14 protein-coding genes and 4 tRNA genes are annotated in these 17,981 nt (G+C 48.9%); all 18 read left to right on the forward strand.

Annotated features, from left to right (window positions below):
• Positions 1 to 362 precede the first annotated feature (362 nt).
• The 18 genes from murB to rpsG all read left to right on the forward strand — a co-directional run bounded on the left by murB (position 363) and on the right by rpsG (position 17,969).
• Positions 363 to 1,385 (forward strand): UDP-N-acetylmuramate dehydrogenase, encoded by a 1,023-nt coding sequence (gene murB / locus DU002_RS18730; protein WP_114339987.1) that lies wholly within the window; start codon positions 363 to 365, stop codon positions 1,383 to 1,385.
• Positions 1,375 to 2,379 carry a bifunctional biotin--[acetyl-CoA-carboxylase] ligase/biotin operon repressor BirA gene (birA, locus tag DU002_RS18735; RefSeq protein ID WP_114339988.1) on the forward strand — a complete coding sequence of 335 codons (1,005 nt, stop codon included), beginning with the start codon at positions 1,375 to 1,377 and terminating at the stop codon, positions 2,377 to 2,379. The genes murB and birA overlap by 11 nt, the downstream gene beginning before the upstream one ends.
• The gene (locus DU002_RS18740; RefSeq protein ID WP_158538158.1) at positions 2,376 to 3,137 is read left to right on the forward strand and encodes a type III pantothenate kinase; all 762 of its coding nucleotides are present in this window, start codon (positions 2,376 to 2,378) and stop codon (positions 3,135 to 3,137) included. The genes birA and DU002_RS18740 overlap by 4 nt, the downstream gene beginning before the upstream one ends.
• 158 nt (positions 3,138 to 3,295) lie before the next feature.
• A tRNA-Tyr gene (locus tag DU002_RS18745) sits at positions 3,296 to 3,380 on the forward strand.
• A 36-nt stretch (positions 3,381 to 3,416) separates the two neighbouring features.
• Positions 3,417 to 3,491, forward strand: a tRNA-Gly gene (locus DU002_RS18750).
• A gap of 12 nt (positions 3,492 to 3,503) precedes the next feature.
• Positions 3,504 to 3,579, forward strand: a tRNA-Thr gene (locus DU002_RS18755).
• Between the two features lie 109 nt (positions 3,580 to 3,688).
• Positions 3,689 to 4,873, forward strand: a complete 1,185-nt coding sequence (tuf, locus tag DU002_RS18760; protein WP_114339990.1) for an elongation factor Tu — start codon at positions 3,689 to 3,691, stop codon at positions 4,871 to 4,873.
• Between the two features lie 51 nt (positions 4,874 to 4,924).
• Positions 4,925 to 5,001, forward strand: a tRNA-Trp gene (locus DU002_RS18765).
• A gap of 70 nt (positions 5,002 to 5,071) precedes the next feature.
• Complete coding sequence (gene secE, locus DU002_RS18770; protein WP_114339991.1) at positions 5,072 to 5,449, forward strand: preprotein translocase subunit SecE; 378 nt, start codon at positions 5,072 to 5,074, stop codon at positions 5,447 to 5,449.
• A 1-nt stretch (position 5,450) separates the two neighbouring features.
• Positions 5,451 to 5,996: a transcription termination/antitermination protein NusG gene (gene nusG / locus DU002_RS18775; protein WP_114339992.1), complete on the forward strand. Its 546-nt coding sequence runs from the start codon at positions 5,451 to 5,453 to the stop codon at positions 5,994 to 5,996.
• Positions 5,997 to 6,109: 113 nt separating this feature from the next.
• Entirely contained in the window at positions 6,110 to 6,538 is a 429-nt protein-coding gene (rplK, locus tag DU002_RS18780) for a 50S ribosomal protein L11 (RefSeq protein WP_114339993.1), read from the forward strand.
• A 3-nt stretch (positions 6,539 to 6,541) separates the two neighbouring features.
• Positions 6,542 to 7,237 (forward strand): 50S ribosomal protein L1, encoded by a 696-nt coding sequence (gene rplA, locus DU002_RS18785; protein ID WP_114339994.1) that lies wholly within the window; start codon positions 6,542 to 6,544, stop codon positions 7,235 to 7,237.
• A gap of 255 nt (positions 7,238 to 7,492) precedes the next feature.
• The gene (gene rplJ / locus DU002_RS18790) at positions 7,493 to 7,987 is read left to right on the forward strand and encodes a 50S ribosomal protein L10 (protein ID WP_114339995.1); all 495 of its coding nucleotides are present in this window, start codon (positions 7,493 to 7,495) and stop codon (positions 7,985 to 7,987) included.
• A 67-nt stretch (positions 7,988 to 8,054) separates the two neighbouring features.
• Entirely contained in the window at positions 8,055 to 8,423 is a 369-nt protein-coding gene (gene rplL, locus DU002_RS18795; RefSeq protein WP_114339996.1) for a 50S ribosomal protein L7/L12, read from the forward strand.
• Between the two features lie 203 nt (positions 8,424 to 8,626).
• Positions 8,627 to 12,655, forward strand: coding sequence for a DNA-directed RNA polymerase subunit beta (gene rpoB / locus DU002_RS18800; RefSeq protein ID WP_114339997.1), 4,029 nt, complete (start codon positions 8,627 to 8,629; stop codon positions 12,653 to 12,655).
• Positions 12,656 to 12,738: 83 nt separating this feature from the next.
• Complete coding sequence (gene rpoC, locus DU002_RS18805) at positions 12,739 to 16,917, forward strand: DNA-directed RNA polymerase subunit beta' (RefSeq protein ID WP_114339998.1); 4,179 nt, start codon at positions 12,739 to 12,741, stop codon at positions 16,915 to 16,917.
• A gap of 132 nt (positions 16,918 to 17,049) precedes the next feature.
• A complete protein-coding gene (gene rpsL, locus DU002_RS18810) occupies positions 17,050 to 17,424 on the forward strand; it encodes a 30S ribosomal protein S12 (RefSeq protein WP_114339999.1) in 375 nt (124 codons plus the stop codon).
• 74 nt (positions 17,425 to 17,498) lie between these two features.
• Positions 17,499 to 17,969, forward strand: coding sequence for a 30S ribosomal protein S7 (gene rpsG, locus DU002_RS18815; RefSeq protein WP_114340000.1), 471 nt, complete (start codon positions 17,499 to 17,501; stop codon positions 17,967 to 17,969).
• Positions 17,970 to 17,981: the final 12 nt, after the last annotated feature.

Genomic DNA, 17,981 nt, shown 5'->3' on the forward strand with positions numbered 1-17,981 from the left:
GACGCCTGGCGTGAGATTGATTATCTCACTCAGTCACGAACGCTGAAGGGCTATGCCCGTAGGCAGGACTCCGCCAGACACCTAATACAGTGAAGAGGCTACCCGATAGGGTAGCCTTTTTGCGTTTAAGGCCGTTGAAAAATGGTATCGATTATTTGTATGGGTAATCGAACAATGCACCTGTTCTATTTACGACTAAGTGCATATTTGTGGCGCAGTAGATAGCCTACATTATCCCCCTCCCGAAACTGCGAGCTAGCTATCTATGTTTTCTTTGATAGACGTTAGCTAGAAATGAGGCATAGGCCGAACGAGATCGGTTAAGCTATGTAGCCAGTCTATGTTTTGGAATTATTCGCTAAGTGAACCTTCAGACTTATCATACTTTCGCCGTTGCGAGCCAATGCTCGCATTTAGCTGTCCTAAACTCATTGGCAATGCTGGACAAACTCAGTGAAAGCAGGTCGCCCATTGTAATTGGTGGCGGTAGTAATATTGTGCCCTTTGAAACGGTTAGCCGTCCGATTCTAATAAATCAACTGAAAGGCGTAACCGTTACCGAACGGCAAGATCACTTTGAGATTTGTGCTGCTGCCGGCGAAAACTGGCATGACTTAGTCATGTATAGTGTTGAAAACGGTATGCCGGGGCTTGAGAATCTTGCACTGATACCCGGAACTGTAGGTGCGGCGCCAATACAAAACATTGGTGCATATGGAGTCGAACAGTCAAAATATTGCACCGAAGTAGAGGTGTACGAGTGGAAGACAAAAGCGCGCTATATATTGACCGCTGAACAGTGTGATTTTGCTTATCGTAACTCCATCTTCAAGCAAGATCCCGATCGCTGGCTGATCTTAAATGTAAAATATCGTCTGCCGAAGCGATGGCAACCTGCCATTGATTACACCCCCCTTAAGGCATTGAGAGAACTTGCAGACGTCAACGCTCTGCAGGTAGTCACTAAAGTCATCGAAACACGTAAGGCTAAGCTGCCAGATCCGGAGCATCTGGGTAATAGCGGTAGTTTTTTTAAAAATCCCTCCGTGAGTGACGAGCAACGTGAACTATTGCTTGAACGCTACCCTGATCTTGTTTGGTTCCCTGACCAACCAGGTTTTTCCAAACTTGCGGCTGGTTGGATGATTGACAACTTAGGCCTTAAAGGGCTTAAGGTAGGTGGTGCTGCTGTGCATAAACAGCAGGCTCTGGTGCTTGTTAATCAGCAAGGGGCTACAGGTGCAGATGTAGTGCGCTTGGCTGGACATATTAGGCAACGCGTATTTGCGGCATACGGTCTGCAGCTGGAAGCGGAAGTACAGCTGGTTGGAGCCGATGGCCGATATAGTCTTGATGAGGCTTTGGAGCGCGTAGGTGAACAATAAGCAGCAGCATATACTTAAGCGTTTAGCTACAGGTGAATTTTGTAGTGGTGAGCGTCTTGGCGAGGAGCTTGCTATCAGTCGAGCTGCGATCGCTAAGCATATTTCGGCATTACAGGCATTAGGCATTGATATCTTTTCCGTGCCGGGTAAGGGCTATCGCCTTGCGAAATCCCTAGATCTCCTCTCACAGGAAACCATTCAATCTGCATTAGCGCAGTGTGGGAGCCAGCTCCCATTACCTTTTGTCACAGAGGTCATTGATTCAACCAATCAGTACCTACTCGATAGACTGGCCAGGGGAGTCACTGGTGAGAAAGCCTCAGACTTGTTGTGTGGGCAGGCGTGTTTGGCAGAGATGCAAACCGCGGGTCGGGGGCGCCGAGGGCGTCATTGGATATCTCCTTACGCCGCGAATCTATATTTGTCGTTATACTGGCGCTTGAGTCGTGGTATTCAGGGCGCTATGGGCTTGTCCCTTGTCGTTGGTGTTGTGATCGCTGAGGTGCTTAAAGAGTATGGCGTGACTGATGTACGCTTGAAATGGCCAAACGATATCTATATCGGAGACAGGAAGCTGGGTGGTGTATTGGTGGAGTTAGTCGGTCAGGTTGATGATGCATGCGATCTTGTGATCGGCTTGGGACTTAATATCTCGATGCCTGAAGAGAAATCGACGACAATTGACCAGCCGTGGACCGATCTGTCGCAGACACTAGATTGTGTGCCACCTAGAAATGAACTTGCTGTAGCCATCTTACTCGCATTAACAGCCGCCCTAACCACTTTCGATCGCAATGGTTTCAGGCCTTTTGTCTCTCGCTGGCGAACTTTCGATCTGTTTGATGGCAAGGTTGTGAAGTTGTTGATGGGGAATAGGCAAGTCACGGGTATTTGTCGAGGTGTGGATGAACAAGGCGCTCTAGTGCTCGAGCAAGAGGGTGTGCTGGTTAACTATATGGGCGGCGAAATATCGCTACGCAGCGTGGCAACGTGAAGCTTCTAATTGATATTGGTAACACCAGAGCCAAGCTCTATGGCTTAGAGGGGGGAGCGCTGACCCTACTCAAAACATCCAGCCATCAACAACTGCCGGTTGACACCGAATCCTTACTGGCGTGCCGTGCCTATTCTCAGATCTGGGTTGCCTCAGTGGCTCAGTCAGCTGTTATCGCCAAGCTGTCAGAGGCGGTTGCGCCTTTTGCCGTTAACTTCAATCTAGTTAAGACTCCGCGTTCAGCGTATGGCTTGATCAATGCCTATGCAAAATATGAGAGCTTGGGGATCGACCGTTGGTTAGCAATGTTGGGCGGCAGACAACAGTGCAAACGTCCGTTTATTGTTATCGACTTCGGCACCGCTATTACGGTGGATCTGGTCGATGAGTTTGGCCAACACAAAGGGGGTTGGATTGCGCCTGGCTATCGTGCAATGACAAATGTCCTGCTGAGCGATACATCCCAAGTGACAGCGGATCAAGCAGCTGTCTTAAGTGGCTCCAGATTAACCTTTGGTGTCAGTACAGAGCAGTGTGTTAGTGAGGGGATCAGAAGTGCGTTAATCGGGTACTATCAACAAGCGGTCACCACAGCGCAAACAAGCTTAGGCAGCAAGATACCCGTTCGCGTATTTTTAACTGGCGGAGATGCCGCGCAGCTACCCGCACAAATACTTAAACAGGCACAGTTGTCCCCAGAGCTCGTATTAGAGGGGCTCGCAGTCTATGCCAATGCTGAAAAAAGCAGCGATTATTAACGCTTTTCGTACAAAAAGACATCAACCCTATTTTTTTACTCTTTTTTTCAAATAAACGGTTGCGTAGGCAAAATCCTTTCTTTAGAATGCGCTCCACCTGAACGGGGCAGTCCAAAGATTAGGGCTTCCAGGGGCAACCCACCGTCAGCACAAAATTTGGAGGGGTTCCCGAGTGGCCAAAGGGATCAGACTGTAAATCTGACGGCTCAGCCTTCGGTGGTTCGAATCCACCTCCCTCCACCATATTTTTTGATGCTTTTGAGGTCGCCTGAAGACATTGCGGGCATCGTATAATGGCTATTACCTCAGCCTTCCAAGCTGATGATGCGGGTTCGATTCCCGCTGCCCGCTCCAGTAGCATGTAGTGCTGATATAGCTCAGTCGGTAGAGCGCACCCTTGGTAAGGGTGAGGTCGGCAGTTCAAATCTGCCTATCAGCACCACTCCTATTTAATGCTTTCAGATCCCTCAAAATCGTTTATACTCTTCCGCCACTAAAGCGGAGGGGTTTTGGTGGTGTCTGCCGCCCGATGCCTGACTAGAGGAACGACCATGGCTAAAGAAAAGTTTGAACGTACAAAACCGCATGTAAACGTTGGCACTATCGGTCACGTTGACCACGGTAAAACGACTCTGACAGCTGCTATCACTAACGTACTGGCTAAGGTATACGGCGGTACAGCACAAGCTTTCGATCAGATCGATAACGCACCAGAAGAGCGCGAGCGTGGTATCACCATCGCGACTTCTCACGTTGAATATGACACACCAACTCGCCACTACGCGCATGTTGACTGTCCTGGACACGCGGATTATGTGAAAAACATGATCACCGGTGCAGCCCAGATGGACGGCGCTATCTTGGTAGTTGCAGCAACAGATGGTCCTATGCCACAGACACGTGAGCACATCCTGTTGGGTCGCCAGGTAGGCGTACCTTACATGATCGTTTTCATGAACAAGTGTGACATGGTAGACGACGAAGAGCTGCTTGAGCTGGTAGAGATGGAAGTACGTGAACTTCTGTCAGACTACGACTTCCCAGGTGACGACCTGCCAGTGATCCAGGGCTCAGCTCTGAAAGCATTGGAAGGCGAGAAAGAGTGGGAAGACAAGATTGTAGAGCTGGCTGAAGCGCTGGATAGCTACATCCCAGAGCCAGAGCGTGATATCGATAAGCCATTCTTGCTGCCTATCGAAGACGTATTCTCAATCTCAGGTCGTGGTACAGTTGTTACCGGTCGTATCGAGCGCGGTATCCTGAAAACAGGTGACGACGTAGCGATTGTTGGTATCAAAGAAACCACAAACACGACATGTACTGGTGTTGAAATGTTCCGTAAGCTGCTTGACGAAGGTCGTGCAGGTGAGAACGTTGGTGCACTGTTGCGTGGTACTAAGCGTGATGACGTAGAGCGTGGTCAGGTATTGGCAGCGCCGGGTTCAATCAACCCACACACTAAGTTTGAAGCAGAAGTTTACGTTCTGTCTAAAGATGAAGGTGGTCGTCATACTCCGTTCTTCAAGGGCTATCGTCCACAGTTCTACTTTCGTACCACAGATATCACTGGTGCAGTAGAATTGCCAGAAGGCGTAGAGATGGTAATGCCAGGTGACAACGTACAGATGAGCGTAGAGCTTATCGCACCAATCGCGATGGACGAAGGCTTGCGCTTCGCTATCCGTGAAGGTGGCCGTACTGTAGGTGCGGGTGTTGTTGCTAAGATCCTCGACTAATCGAAGATCGAAATTTTGACATGAGCTCCTTATATGGGGGCTCTTGTTTTTAGGGGTGTAGTTCCAATTGGTAGAACGGCGGTCTCCAAAACCGACGGTTGGGGGTTCGAGTCCCTCCACCCCTGCCAGAATTACTTAGCAGTGACCTCGCCTATGTAGCGGGGTTGTTGTGTCTTTAGATGGATGCAAGGTTGGTGTATGAACGCAAACACAGAAACCCAGAGCGGTGGGCTTGACGGCGTTAAATGGTTGGTAGTTTTTGCCGTCCTGATTGCGGCCGTTGTAGGTAACTACTATTTCGCGGAGCAATCTGTATTAGTCCGTGCTGGCGCCGTCGTGCTTGCCGTGGCAGTTGCTGCATTAATTGCTCTTCAAACAGAGAAGGGTCGCAACGCACTGGTATTTTCGAAAGAAGCCAGGGTAGAAGTGAAGAAAGTTGTTTGGCCTACACGGCAAGAAGCTGTTCACACCACTCTTATCGTCTTCGCTGCAGTGGTTATTATGTCGCTGTTGCTTTGGGGACTTGACGGCATCATGGTTCGTTTGGTGGCGTTTTTCACTGGAGTGAGTATCTAATATGTCAGACTCCGAAAAAATGCGTTGGTACGTAGTGCAAGCATTCTCGGGCTATGAAGGCCGAGTATCTCAGTCGCTAAAAGAACATATCAAAATGCATGATATGGAGCATCTGTTCGGCGAGATATTGGTACCTACCGAAGAAGTGATTGAGATGCGTGCCGGCCAAAAACGCCGCAGCGAACGTAAATTCTTTCCTGGCTATGTACTTGTTCAGATGATTATGAACGATGATAGCTGGCACTTGGTGCGTGACGTGCCGCGGGTACTTGGCTTTATTGGCGGTACCAGTGACCGTCCAGCGCCGATCACTGATAAAGAAGCGAATGCTATTCTGCAACGCCTTCAAGATAATGTTGATCAGCCGACACCGAAGACTTTGTTTGAAGTGGGTGAAGTGGTTCGTGTTATTGATGGCCCATTTGCAGACTTCAATGGTGTTGTTGAAGAGGTTGATTATGAGAAAAGTCGCTTGAAAGTGTCTGTTCTTATTTTTGGTCGCTCGACACCAGTTGAACTTGAGTTTATCCAAGTCGAAAAAGCCTGATCAAAAAAACATCAGTCGTATTGTCAGGGGCAACGGATCTGTATATAATCCGCTGCCCTTAAATCGATGGGGAGCCCTAAAAAGGCGTTTGCACCCGTAAGAGGAAATCTAAAATGGCTAAAAAAGTCGAAGCTTATATCAAGTTGCAAGTTGCAGCTGGTGCGGCTAACCCAAGTCCACCTGTTGGTCCTGCATTGGGTCAGCACGGTGTTAACATCATGGAATTTTGTAAAGCGTTTAACGCGAAAACAGATTCTATTGAAAAAGGTGCGCCAGTACCTGTAGTTATCACTGTATATAGCGATCGTTCATTCACTTTTGAAACCAAGACACCACCAGCTTCTTTCCTATTGAAGAAAGCTGCCGGTATTAAGTCTGGTTCTGGTCGTCCAAACACTGAGAAAGTGGGTACTGTTACCCGTGCTCAGCTGGAAGAGATCGCGAAAACTAAAGAAACAGACCTTACTGGTGCTGACTTAGACGCGATGGTTCGCTGTATTGCTGGATCAGCTCGGGCCATGGGCCTGAATGTGGAGGGCTAATCGATGGCTAAATTATCAAAGCGTTTACGTGCTATTCGTGAAAAGGTTAGCGCAACTAAAGAATATGAGATCAATGAAGCGGTTGCTTTGTTGAAAGAGTTAGCGACAGCTAAGTTCGTTGAGAGTGTTGATGCAGCCATTAACTTGGGCATCGATGCACGTAAATCAGACCAAAACGTCCGTGGTGCAACTGTATTGCCACACGGTACTGGTCGTGACGTACGTGTAGCCGTATTCACTCAAGGCGCGAACGCTGAAGCAGCTAAAGAAGCTGGTGCAGATTTGGTCGGCATGGATGATCTTGCTGCTCAAGTTAAAGCTGGCGAAATGAATTTTGACGTGGTTGTTGCATCTCCAGATGCAATGCGTGTTGTTGGTCAGTTAGGTCAAATCTTGGGTCCTCGTGGCCTGATGCCAAACCCTAAAACTGGCACTGTAACACCTAACGTAGCTGAAGCAGTTAAAAATGCGAAAGCTGGTCAGGTTCGTTATCGCAACGACAAGAACGGTATCATCCACACCACTATTGGTAAGGCTGATTTCAGCGAAGATAAGCTGAAAGAGAACCTCGAAGCACTACTGGAAGCGTTGAAGAAGGCTAAGCCTGCTCAAGCTAAAGGTCAGTACATCGCTAAGGTTAGCCTGTCTACCACTATGGGTGCGGGTGTAACAGTTGATCAGGCATCACTGGCGCGCTAAGCGACAGCGATCTCTGGACAATGTGGAGCCGAGGGTTTTATAATACTCGGCTACGCATGGGTTGAGGCGAGTTTTCGCCTCCATCCAAGACCGTAGGTGTCGTTGGTAAATCAATGACTTAATAATGCCTACGCAGATGGTGTCAGCCCAGGAGCTTATTACACGCACTCCTGGTGTTACACCTTATAAGGTGCCTCAGATTTATTGAGGTTGTATTACGAACCGGTATTCCGGTCCAAACCAGGAGTTGAGCCAATGGCATTGAAACTCGACGACAAAAAAGCCATCGTCGCTGAAGTCAACGAGGCAGCCAAAGGCGCTCAATCTGCAGTAGTTGCAGACTCTCGTGGTGTCGAAGTTGGCGCTATTACAGCGCTGCGCGCTAAGGCGCGTGCTGAAGGTGTTTACATGCGCGTAGTGCGTAACACTTTAGCCCGTCGTGCGGTTCAAGGTACTGATTATGAGTGCCTAGTCGACACTTTCGTAGGTCCTACACTGATTGCTTTCTCTAACGAACATCCAGGTGCTGGTGCACGTTTGTTCAAAGAGTTCGCAAAAGGTGAAGAGAACTTCGAAGTCAAAGCTGCTGCTTTTGAAGGTGAACTTGTAGACGCAAGTGTTCTGGCTACCCTGCCGACATATGACGAAGCAATTTCTCGCCTGATGAGCGTTATGAAAGAAGCCTCTGCTGGCAAGCTGGTTAAAACCCTTGCTGCGCTTCGCGACAAGCTGGAAGGCGAAGCTGCTTAATTTGGCAGAATCGTACTTAATTACACGATTTTTGAGCATAAGCTCAAACGTTTTAGGATAGAGAATCATGTCACTGACTAAAGACCAAATCATCGATGCAGTAGCTGAAATGTCTGTAAAAGACGTTGTAGAACTGATCGAAGCGATGGAAGAAAAATTCGGCGTTACTGCCGCTGCTGCTGCTGTAGTTGTTGCTGGCGGCGACGCTGGCGGTGCTGCTGAGCAAACTGAATTCGACGTAATCTTGGCCAGCGTAGGCGGCAACAAGGTTGCTGTGATCAAGGCTGTACGTGCAGCTACTGGTCTAGGCCTGAAAGAAGCTAAGGGCGTTGTAGACGGCGCTCCAGCTCCGATCAAAGAAGGCGTTGAGAAAGAAGAAGCAGAAGCATTGAAGGCGGCTCTTGAAGAAGCTGGTGCAACTGTTGAGCTTAAGTAAGCCTAGCTTACAAAGCTAGCCTGAAAAGGCTATGGGCTGGTGACCTCTGGGTCACCAGCCTTTTTGCGCTGTATGCGGTTAGTAATTTTCCACCGTAAATTACTCTCTGAGCGCAGGCGGTTTACCGCCAAAAACAGACGGTGGATAAAAGAGACTGTCCTAGTGACAGAGTCGGGTCAATATTCCGCGAGCTGAGGAACCCCATGGTTTACTCCTATACCGAGAAGAAGCGAATTCGTAAGGACTTTGGCAAACGTCCGCAAGTTCTCGACATTCCTTACCTCCTGTCGATTCAGCTGGATTCGTTCAGCAAGTTTATCGAGATGGATCCAGAAGGTCATTATGGTCTGGAAGCGGCGTTTCGTTCCGTTTTTCCAATTGCCAGTTATTCAGGTTATTCCGAACTGCAGTATGTTAGCTACAGATTGGGCGAGCCTGTATTCGACGTTAAAGAATGTCAGATCCGTGGCGTAACTTATTCAGCTCCACTGCGAGTGAAGCTGCGTCTGGTACTTTACGATAAAGATGCGCCTTCAGGCACTGTAAAAGATATCAAGGAGCAGGAAGTCTACATGGGCGAAATCCCATTGATGACTGACAATGGCACCTTTGTTATTAACGGTACTGAGCGTGTGATCGTCTCCCAGCTACATCGTAGCCCGGGCGTTTTCTTCGATCACGATAAAGGCAAGACACACTCTTCCGGTAAAGTGCTATATAACGCACGCGTTATCCCCTACCGTGGTTCGTGGCTCGACTTTGAGTTTGATCCGAAAGATAACCTGTTTGTGCGTATTGACCGTCGTCGTAAGTTGCCTGCATCAATCATCTTACGTGCACTGGAATACACGACTGAACAGATCCTTGAGATGTTCTTCGAGACAACCGAAGTCCAGATCAAGCGAAATAAGATCATCATGCACCTGTCGCCAGAGCAGTTGCGTGGTGAAATTGCTGCCTTTGATGTTAAAGATGGCAATGGTGATGTATTGGTCGAGAAAGATCGCCGCATTACCGCGAAGCATATTCGTCAGCTGACCAAAGCGGGTATTTCTGAATTTGAAGTACCACATGAATACTTGGTTGGTAAGACTCTAGCTAAGGCCCATGCCAATAAAGACAGCGGTGAAGTGATCGCGGAAGCGAATGCTGAACTGACGTTAGAGTTGGTTGCTGAACTCGCCGAAGCCGGCGTGAAGAAGTTCGATGTGTTATATACCAACGAACTTGATCAGGGCCCTTACATGTCTGAGACCCTGCGCGTTGATCCATCAACTAACCGCATGGAAGCCTTGGTAGAGATCTATCGCATGATGCGTCCTGGTGAGCCACCAACGCGTGATGCAGCAGAGGCCTTGTTCCAGAATTTGTTCTTCTCTGATGACCGTTATGACCTGTCAGCGGTTGGCCGTATGAAGTTCAACAGCCGTTTACATCGTGATGAAATCACTGGTCCGGGGATCCTGGAACATGAAGATATTATTGATGTAATGAAGAAACTCATCGAAATCCGTAACGGTAGCGATGAAGTGGATGATATCGATCACCTGGGTAACCGTCGTATTCGTTCTGTTGGCGAAATGGCAGAGAACCAGTTCCGTATCGGTTTGGTTCGTGTTGAGCGAGCAGTGAAAGAGCGCTTGAGCCTGGGCGACCTTGACCAGCTAATGCCTCAAGATCTGATCAACGCTAAGCCTATCTCTGCGGCGGTTAAAGAGTTCTTTGGTTCGAGTCAGTTGTCTCAGTTTATGGACCAGAACAACCCGTTATCAGAAGTGACCCACAAGCGTCGTATTTCGGCCTTAGGCCCGGGCGGTCTGACCCGTGAACGTGCTGGCTTTGAAGTTCGTGACGTACACCCGACCCACTATGGCCGTGTGTGTCCAATTGAAACGCCAGAAGGGCCAAACATTGGTCTGATTAACTCGTTATCATGTTACGCCCGTACTAACGAATATGGTTTCCTCGAAACACCATATCGTCGCGTTATTGATGGCGAAGTGACTGCGGAAGTTGATTATCTTTCTGCGATTGAAGAAGGCCAGTATGTGATCGCTCAGGCGAATGCTGACCTTGACAGCGATGGTCGCTTTATCGAAGAGTTGATCACCGCCCGTCATCGCGGCGAATCAATTTTGAGTGCACCTGATGTCGTCCAGTATATGGATGTATCACCGCAGCAGATTGTTTCTGTCGCAGCTTCACTGATCCCATTCCTAGAGCACGATGATGCTAACCGAGCCTTGATGGGCTCAAACATGCAACGTCAAGCGGTACCTACATTGCGTGCTGATAAGCCGCTGGTTGGTACAGGTATGGAGAAAGCGGTAGCTGTTGACTCCGGTGTAACTGCTGTCGCCAAGCGTGGTGGTGTAGTTTCTTACTGCGATGCTAGCCGTATTGTTATCAAGGTTGATGAAGATGAGTTGGTACCAGGCGAAGCCGGTATCGATATCTACAACCTGATGAAGTACACCCGTTCTAACCAGAACACATGTATTAACCAACGTCCAGTCGTTAGCGTAGGCGACCCGATTGTTCGTGGTGATGTGCTGGCTGATGGACCGTCGACGGACCTTGGTGAACTTGCCCTAGGTCAGAACATGCGCGTCGCGTTCATGCCTTGGAATGGTTACAACTTTGAGGATTCAATCCTTATCTCCGAGCGTGTTGCTGAAGAAGATCGTTTCACTACGATCCACATTCAGGAACTTTCTTGTATTGCTCGAGATACCAAGTTAGGTCCAGAAGAGATCACTGCAGATATCCCGAATGTGGGTGAGTCTGCGCTCTCTAAGCTTGACGAGTCAGGCGTGGTTTATATCGGTGCTGAAGTTAAAGGCGGCGATATTCTGGTCGGTAAAGTGACGCCTAAAGGTGAAACACAGCTGACACCAGAGGAAAAACTCCTCCGTGCCATTTTCGGTGAGAAGGCGTCCGATGTTAAGGACACCTCTCTGCGAGTACCTAACGCTGTTTCCGGTACCGTTATCGACGTGCAAGTGTTTACTCGCGATGGCGTAGAGAAAGATAAACGTGCTCTCGAGATTGAAGAGATGCAGCTCAAAGAGGTTAAGAAAGACCTCGGTGATGAGTTAGCAATCTTTGAAGCGGGCGTATTCGACCGTGCACGCAATTTGCTATTAGCCAACGGCTATAGCGAAGCACAGTTGGAAGGTCTGAATGGCGAGAAGCTGTTGACCCAATCCTTGAAAGAGGAAGACGCGCAACAGTCGCTTGAGCAGATCGCTGAGCAGTACGAAGAGCTGAAGAAAGAGTTCGATAAGAAGTTTGAAGTTAAGCGTCGTAAGATCACCCAAGGTGATGATCTGGCGCCTGGCGTACTGAAGATCGTTAAAGTCTATCTTGCGGTTAAGCGTCGTATTCAACCGGGTGACAAGATGGCTGGTCGTCACGGTAACAAGGGTGTTATCTCAACAATTGTTCCTGTTGAAGATATGCCTTATGACCAGAACGGCGATCCGGTAGATATCGTACTTAACCCGTTGGGCGTACCTTCACGTATGAACATCGGTCAGATCCTTGAAACACACTTGGGTATGGCTGCAAAAGGGGTTGGTCGTAAGATTGACGCCATGTTGAAAGAGCAACGTGAAATTGCCGAGCTGCGTGAGTTCCTGAAGAAGTGCTACACCTTAGGTGAAGTGCTGCAGGAAGTTGATATCGACAACTTCACTGACTTCGAAGTGAAGCGTCTGGCTGAGAACCTACGTAATGGTTTGCCGATTGCTACTCCAGTATTTGATGGCGCTAAAGAGAGCGAAATCAAGGACCTGTTGGAGCTTGGCGGTATTCCTCGTAGCGGCCAGGTAACGTTGCATGACGGTCGTACCGGTAATGAGTTTGAGCGTAAGGTAACTGTCGGTTACATGTATATGCTCAAACTGAACCACTTGGTTGATGACAAGATGCACGCACGTTCAACTGGCTCCTATAGCTTGGTTACTCAGCAGCCGCTGGGTGGTAAAGCACAATTTGGTGGTCAGCGCTTCGGTGAGATGGAAGTGTGGGCACTGGAAGCATACGGTGCAGCTTATACGCTTCAGGAGATGCTCACTGTTAAGTCGGATGACGTTAACGGTCGTACCAAGATGTATAAGAACATCGTGGATGGCGATCATCGTATGGAACCTGGTATGCCTGAGTCCTTCAATGTATTGCTCAAAGAGATCCGTTCTTTGGGTATTAACATTGAGTTGGAAGAGGAATAGCAGACCAACGAGTCTGACAGCAGTATGCGTTAGGGAGCGCCATTGGCGCTCCCGTGAAGAGTCACTCCGACAGGAGAGAGAAGGTGAAAGACTTACTCAAGTTTCTAAAGCAGCAGGGTAAAACCGAAGAGTTCGATGGCATTAAGATTGGCCTGTCGTCTCCGGATATGATCCGCAGCTGGTCTTTCGGCGAAGTTAAAAAGCCGGAAACTATCAACTACCGTACGTTCAAGCCAGAGCGTGACGGTCTGTTCTGTGCCCGCATTTTTGGTCCGGTAAAGGACTACGAATGTTTATGTGGCAAGTACAAGCGCCTTAAGCATCGCGGAGTGATCTGTGAGAAGTGTGGCGTCGAAGTAACACTGACCAAGGTTCGTCGTGAGCGTATGGCGCACATCGAACTGGCGAGTCCGGTTGCACATATCTGGTTCTTGAAGTCATTGCCGTCACGTATCGGTTTGATGCTGGATATGACGCTGCGCGATATTGAGCGTGTGCTCTATTTCGAATCTTATGTTGTGACCGAGCCGGGCATGACAACCATGGAGCGTGGTCAACTGCTGACAGAAGAGCAGTACCTCGATTCCTTGGAAGAGTTTGGTGACGAGTTCGAAGCCAAGATGGGTGCAGAAGCGATTAAGGAATTGCTGTCTGACATCGAGCTGGCACCTGAAGTAGAAGCGATGCGCGAAGAGTTGGCATCTGTCACTTCAGAAACCAAACGTAAGAAGGTTACAAAGCGTCTGAAGTTGATGGAAGCGTTCCTGTATTCAGGTAACGATCCACAGTGGATGATCATGACTGTATTGCCAGTTCTGCCACCGGACCTGCGTCCTTTGGTACCGCTGGATGGTGGCCGTTTCGCGACTTCAGATCTTAACGATCTTTATCGTCGTGTGATCAACCGTAACAACCGTTTGAAGCGCCTGCTGGATTTGGCTGCACCTGACATCATCGTACGTAACGAAAAGCGTATGTTGCAGGAAGCGGTAGATGCCCTGCTGGACAACGGCCGTCGTGGCCGCGCCATCACCGGCTCTAACAAACGTCCTCTGAAATCTTTGGCTGACATGATCAAAGGTAAGCAGGGTCGTTTCCGTCAGAACTTGCTCGGTAAGCGTGTTGATTACTCAGGCCGTTCAGTTATTACTGTTGGTCCTACGCTCAAACTTCACCAGTGTGGTTTGCCTAAGAAAATGGCACTGGAACTGTTCAAGCCATTTATTTACGGCAAGCTCGAAGCGCGTGGTTTAGCGACCACCATTAAAGCGGCCAAGAAGATGGTTGAGCGTGAAGTGCCGGAAGTATGGGATGTACTGGATCATGTGATCCGTGAACACCCAGTACTGTTGAACCGTGCACCGACCCTTCACCGTCTCGGTATTCAGGCATTTGAACCTGTGCTGATTGAAGGTAAAGCGATCCAGCTGCACCCATTGGTTTGTGCGGCTTATAACGCCGACTTCGATGGTGACCAGATGGCGGTACACGTACCGCTGACACTGGAAGCGCAATTAGAAGCCCGTGCCTTAATGATGGCTTCGAATAACATTCTTTCACCTGCCAACGGTGAGCCAATTATCGTTCCTTCTCAGGACGTTGTATTGGGTCTCTATTACATGACTCGCGCTGCGGTAAACGCAAAGGGCGAGGGCATGTTGCTGACAGGACCGCAGGAAGCAGAAAAAGTTTTCCGCACCGGTGACGCTTCTATTCATGCGCGCGTTAAAGTGCGTATCACTGAATACGAAGTGGCTGAGAATGGCGAGAAAATCGCCAAAACATCAGTCAAAGACACCACGATTGGTCGTGCGATGTTCTACACGGTCGTGCCTAAAGGCCTGGCATTTGAACTGATTGATCAACCAATGGGTAAGAAGCAGATCTCTAAGCTGCTTAATGCCTGTTACCGCGAATTGGGTCTGAAAGACACCGTTATTTTCGCTGACCAATTGATGTACACCGGTTTCCATTACGCCATGTTGTCAGGTACCTCGGTAGGTGTTGATGATATGGAGATCCCGGCGGCGAAAGCGGACATTATTGCCGCTTGTGAAGCTGAAGTGTCAGAGATCCAGCATCAGTTTGATAATGGTCTCGTTACCGCAGGTGAAAAATATAACAAGGTTATCGATATCTGGACCTCAGCCAACGAGAAGTTGTCTAAGGCGATGATGGATAACTTGAAGACTGATGTGGTTATTAACCGCGACGGTAAGGAAGAGGAACAACCCTCTTTCAACAGCATCTTTATGATGGCTGACTCCGGTGCGCGTGGTAGTGCCGCTCAGATCCGTCAGCTGGCAGCGATGCGTGGCTTGATGGCAAAACCGGACGGTTCAATTATTGAAACGCCAATTACTGCGAACTTCCGTGAAGGTTTGAACGTACTTCAGTACTTCATCTCAACTCACGGTGCGCGTAAAGGTTTGGCCGATACGGCATTGAAAACAGCGAACTCCGGTTACTTGACGCGCCGTTTGGTAGATGTGGCACAGGACATGGTTATCACCAGTACCGATTGTGGTACTGAAGAAGGCCTGACCATGAAGCCGCTGATTGAAGGTGGTGACGTTGTAGAGCCGTTGCGTGAACGTGTATTAGGGCGAGTATTGGCTCGCGACGTACTGAAGCCAGGTACTGACGAAGTGCTGTTGGCGCGCAACACGCTGCTGCATGAGCAGGAGTGTGACTTCCTCGAAGAGCATAAGATCGATGAAGTAGAAGTTCGTTCTGTTATTACCTGTGACAACGACCACGGTGTTTGTGCCTACTGTTATGGCCGTGACTTGGCTCGTGGCCACCTCATCAACTACGGCGAAGCCGTTGGTGTTGTTGCTGCGCAGTCAATTGGTGAGCCAGGTACACAGTTAACGATGCGTACCTTCCACATTGGTGGTGCAGCATCACGTGCGTCAGCTGAAAACAGCGTTCAGATTAAGAACGATGGTACCGCTAAGCTACACAACGCCAAGTTTGTAATTAACACCGATAAGAAGATTGTGATCACTTCACGTTCATCTGAAATCGCTGTGATTGACGATCTTGGTCGTGAGAAAGAGCGTTACAAGGTGCCTTACGGTGCGATCCTGTCTGTTAAAGATGGCGATAAAGTCGCAGGCAATGAAGTCGTTGCTACTTGGGACCCGCATTCACACCCAATGATCACAGAACGTCCGGTTACCGTTCAGTTCAGTGACGTTGAGGATGCAAACACCGAGAAGCAAACCGATGATTTGACCGGTTTGACCCGTATGGTGGTTAAAGACCTCGCAAAAGCTAACGCTAAAGAGCCGAAGCTTATCTTGAAGTCTGAGAATGGCGACCTGCAAGAAGTGAAGCTACCTAGCTTTACCTCTATTGATGTTTCAGATGGTCAAGAGCTACAGCCTGGTGATGTGCTTGCACGTATCCCGCAGGAGAGCTCAAAGACGCGAGATATTACCGGTGGTCTACCGCGTGTTGCCGACCTGTTCGAAGCACGTAAGCCGAAAGATCCAGCTATTTTGGCGGAAGTCAGTGGTGTGGTGTCGTTTGGTAAAGAGACGAAAGGTAAGCGACGTCTGATCATCACTCAGGATGAGAATGGCGAACCGTACGAAGAGATGATCCATAAGTGGCGTCAGCTTAACGTATTCGAAGGTGAGCGCGTTGAGCGTGGTGAAGTGATGGCCGATGGTCCTGAATCACCGCACGATATCCTGCGTGTTCGCGGTGTTCGAGCTGTAGCTAACTACATCGTGAATGAGGTTCAGGACGTTTATCGTCTTCAGGGTGTGAAGATCAACGATAAGCATATCGAAGCGATCATTCGTCAGATGTTGCGTAAGTGCACCATCGTTAGTGCCGGTGACACCGATTTCCTTGAAGGCGAGCAGATGGAAGTGTCCCGCGTTAAGATCGCAAACCGCGAACTTGAAGCGGCTGGCAAGTCACCTGCTACCTACGAACATGAGTTGTTAGGTATCACTAAGGCATCGTTGTCGACAGAGTCGTTTATCTCTGCGGCATCGTTCCAGGAAACAACACGCGTACTCACTGAAGCAGCGGTATCTGGCAAAATGGACCAGTTACGCGGCTTGAAAGAGAACGTGATTGTAGGCCGCTTGATCCCTGCAGGTACCGGTTTTGCTTACCATAGCGAGCGTCAGCGCAAGCGTTTGGAAGCGGAAGTGGGCGTGCCTCAGGTCAGCGCCGATGATGCAGAAAAAGCACTGACAGATGCTCTAAATGCCGAAGTTCTTTCCGGTGATGAAGAGTAATAAAGACGGCTAAGTTAGCCTCTTTACTTGACAGTTTAAAATCTGCTCAATAAAATCCTCCGGCCTCTCATAGTAGGGGCCGGATTTTTCATTTTTTGTAAACAGTAAACTCAACTAGCCAGGAGCCTATTAATGGCAACTATTAATCAGTTGGTTCGCAAGCCACGCAAAAAGCCTGTTACTAAGAGTAACGTGCCTGCGTTGGAAGCGTGTCCACAGAAGCGTGGTGTGTGCACTCGTGTATACACAACTACACCTAAGAAGCCGAACTCAGCATTACGTAAAGTATGTCGTGTTCGTCTGACTAACGGTTTCGAAGTGACTTCGTACATCGGTGGTGAAGGTCATAACCTTCAGGAACACAGTGTTGTTCTTATCCGTGGCGGTCGTGTTAAAGATTTGCCAGGTGTGCGTTATCACACCGTACGTGGTGCTCTTGATACCGCTGGCGTTAGCGACCGTCGTCAAGGTCGTTCTAAGTACGGCGCTAAGCGGCCTAAGTCTTAACGGTTCTCCGTTAGTAAGGCCAAACATTAAATTTAACGTTTTGGGATATTCCTGAATCAAACGGAGAGAAAACAATGCCAAGAAGACGCGTTGTTGGTCAGCGTAAAGTATTACCTGATCCTAAGTACGGAAATGAAATCATTACTAAGTTCATCAACGTAGTAATGCTTGATGGTAAGAAATCAATCGCCGAAAAGATCGTTTACGGCGCATTGGAGTCTGCCTCTGAAAAATCTGGTAAAGATCCGCTCGACATTTTTGAGACGGCTTTGGATAACGTTCGCCCAACTGTGGAAGTTAAAAGTCGCCGTGTAGGTGGCTCAACTTACCAGGTACCGGTAGAAGTTCGTCCAGTACGTCGCAATACATTGGCGATGCGTTGGTTAGTTGAGGCTGCGCGTAAGCGTGGCGAAAAAGATATGGCTAAGCGTCTGGCTGGCGAGTTAGCTGATGCTGCAGAGAATAAAGGCACTGCAGTGAAAAAGCGTGAAGATGTTCACCGTATGGCTGATGCAAACAAAGCGTTTGCTCACTATCGCTGGTAGTCACGCTTGGTA

The organism is Corallincola holothuriorum, assembly GCF_003336225.1.
Taxonomy (GTDB): domain Bacteria; phylum Pseudomonadota; class Gammaproteobacteria; order Enterobacterales; family Neiellaceae; genus Corallincola; species Corallincola holothuriorum.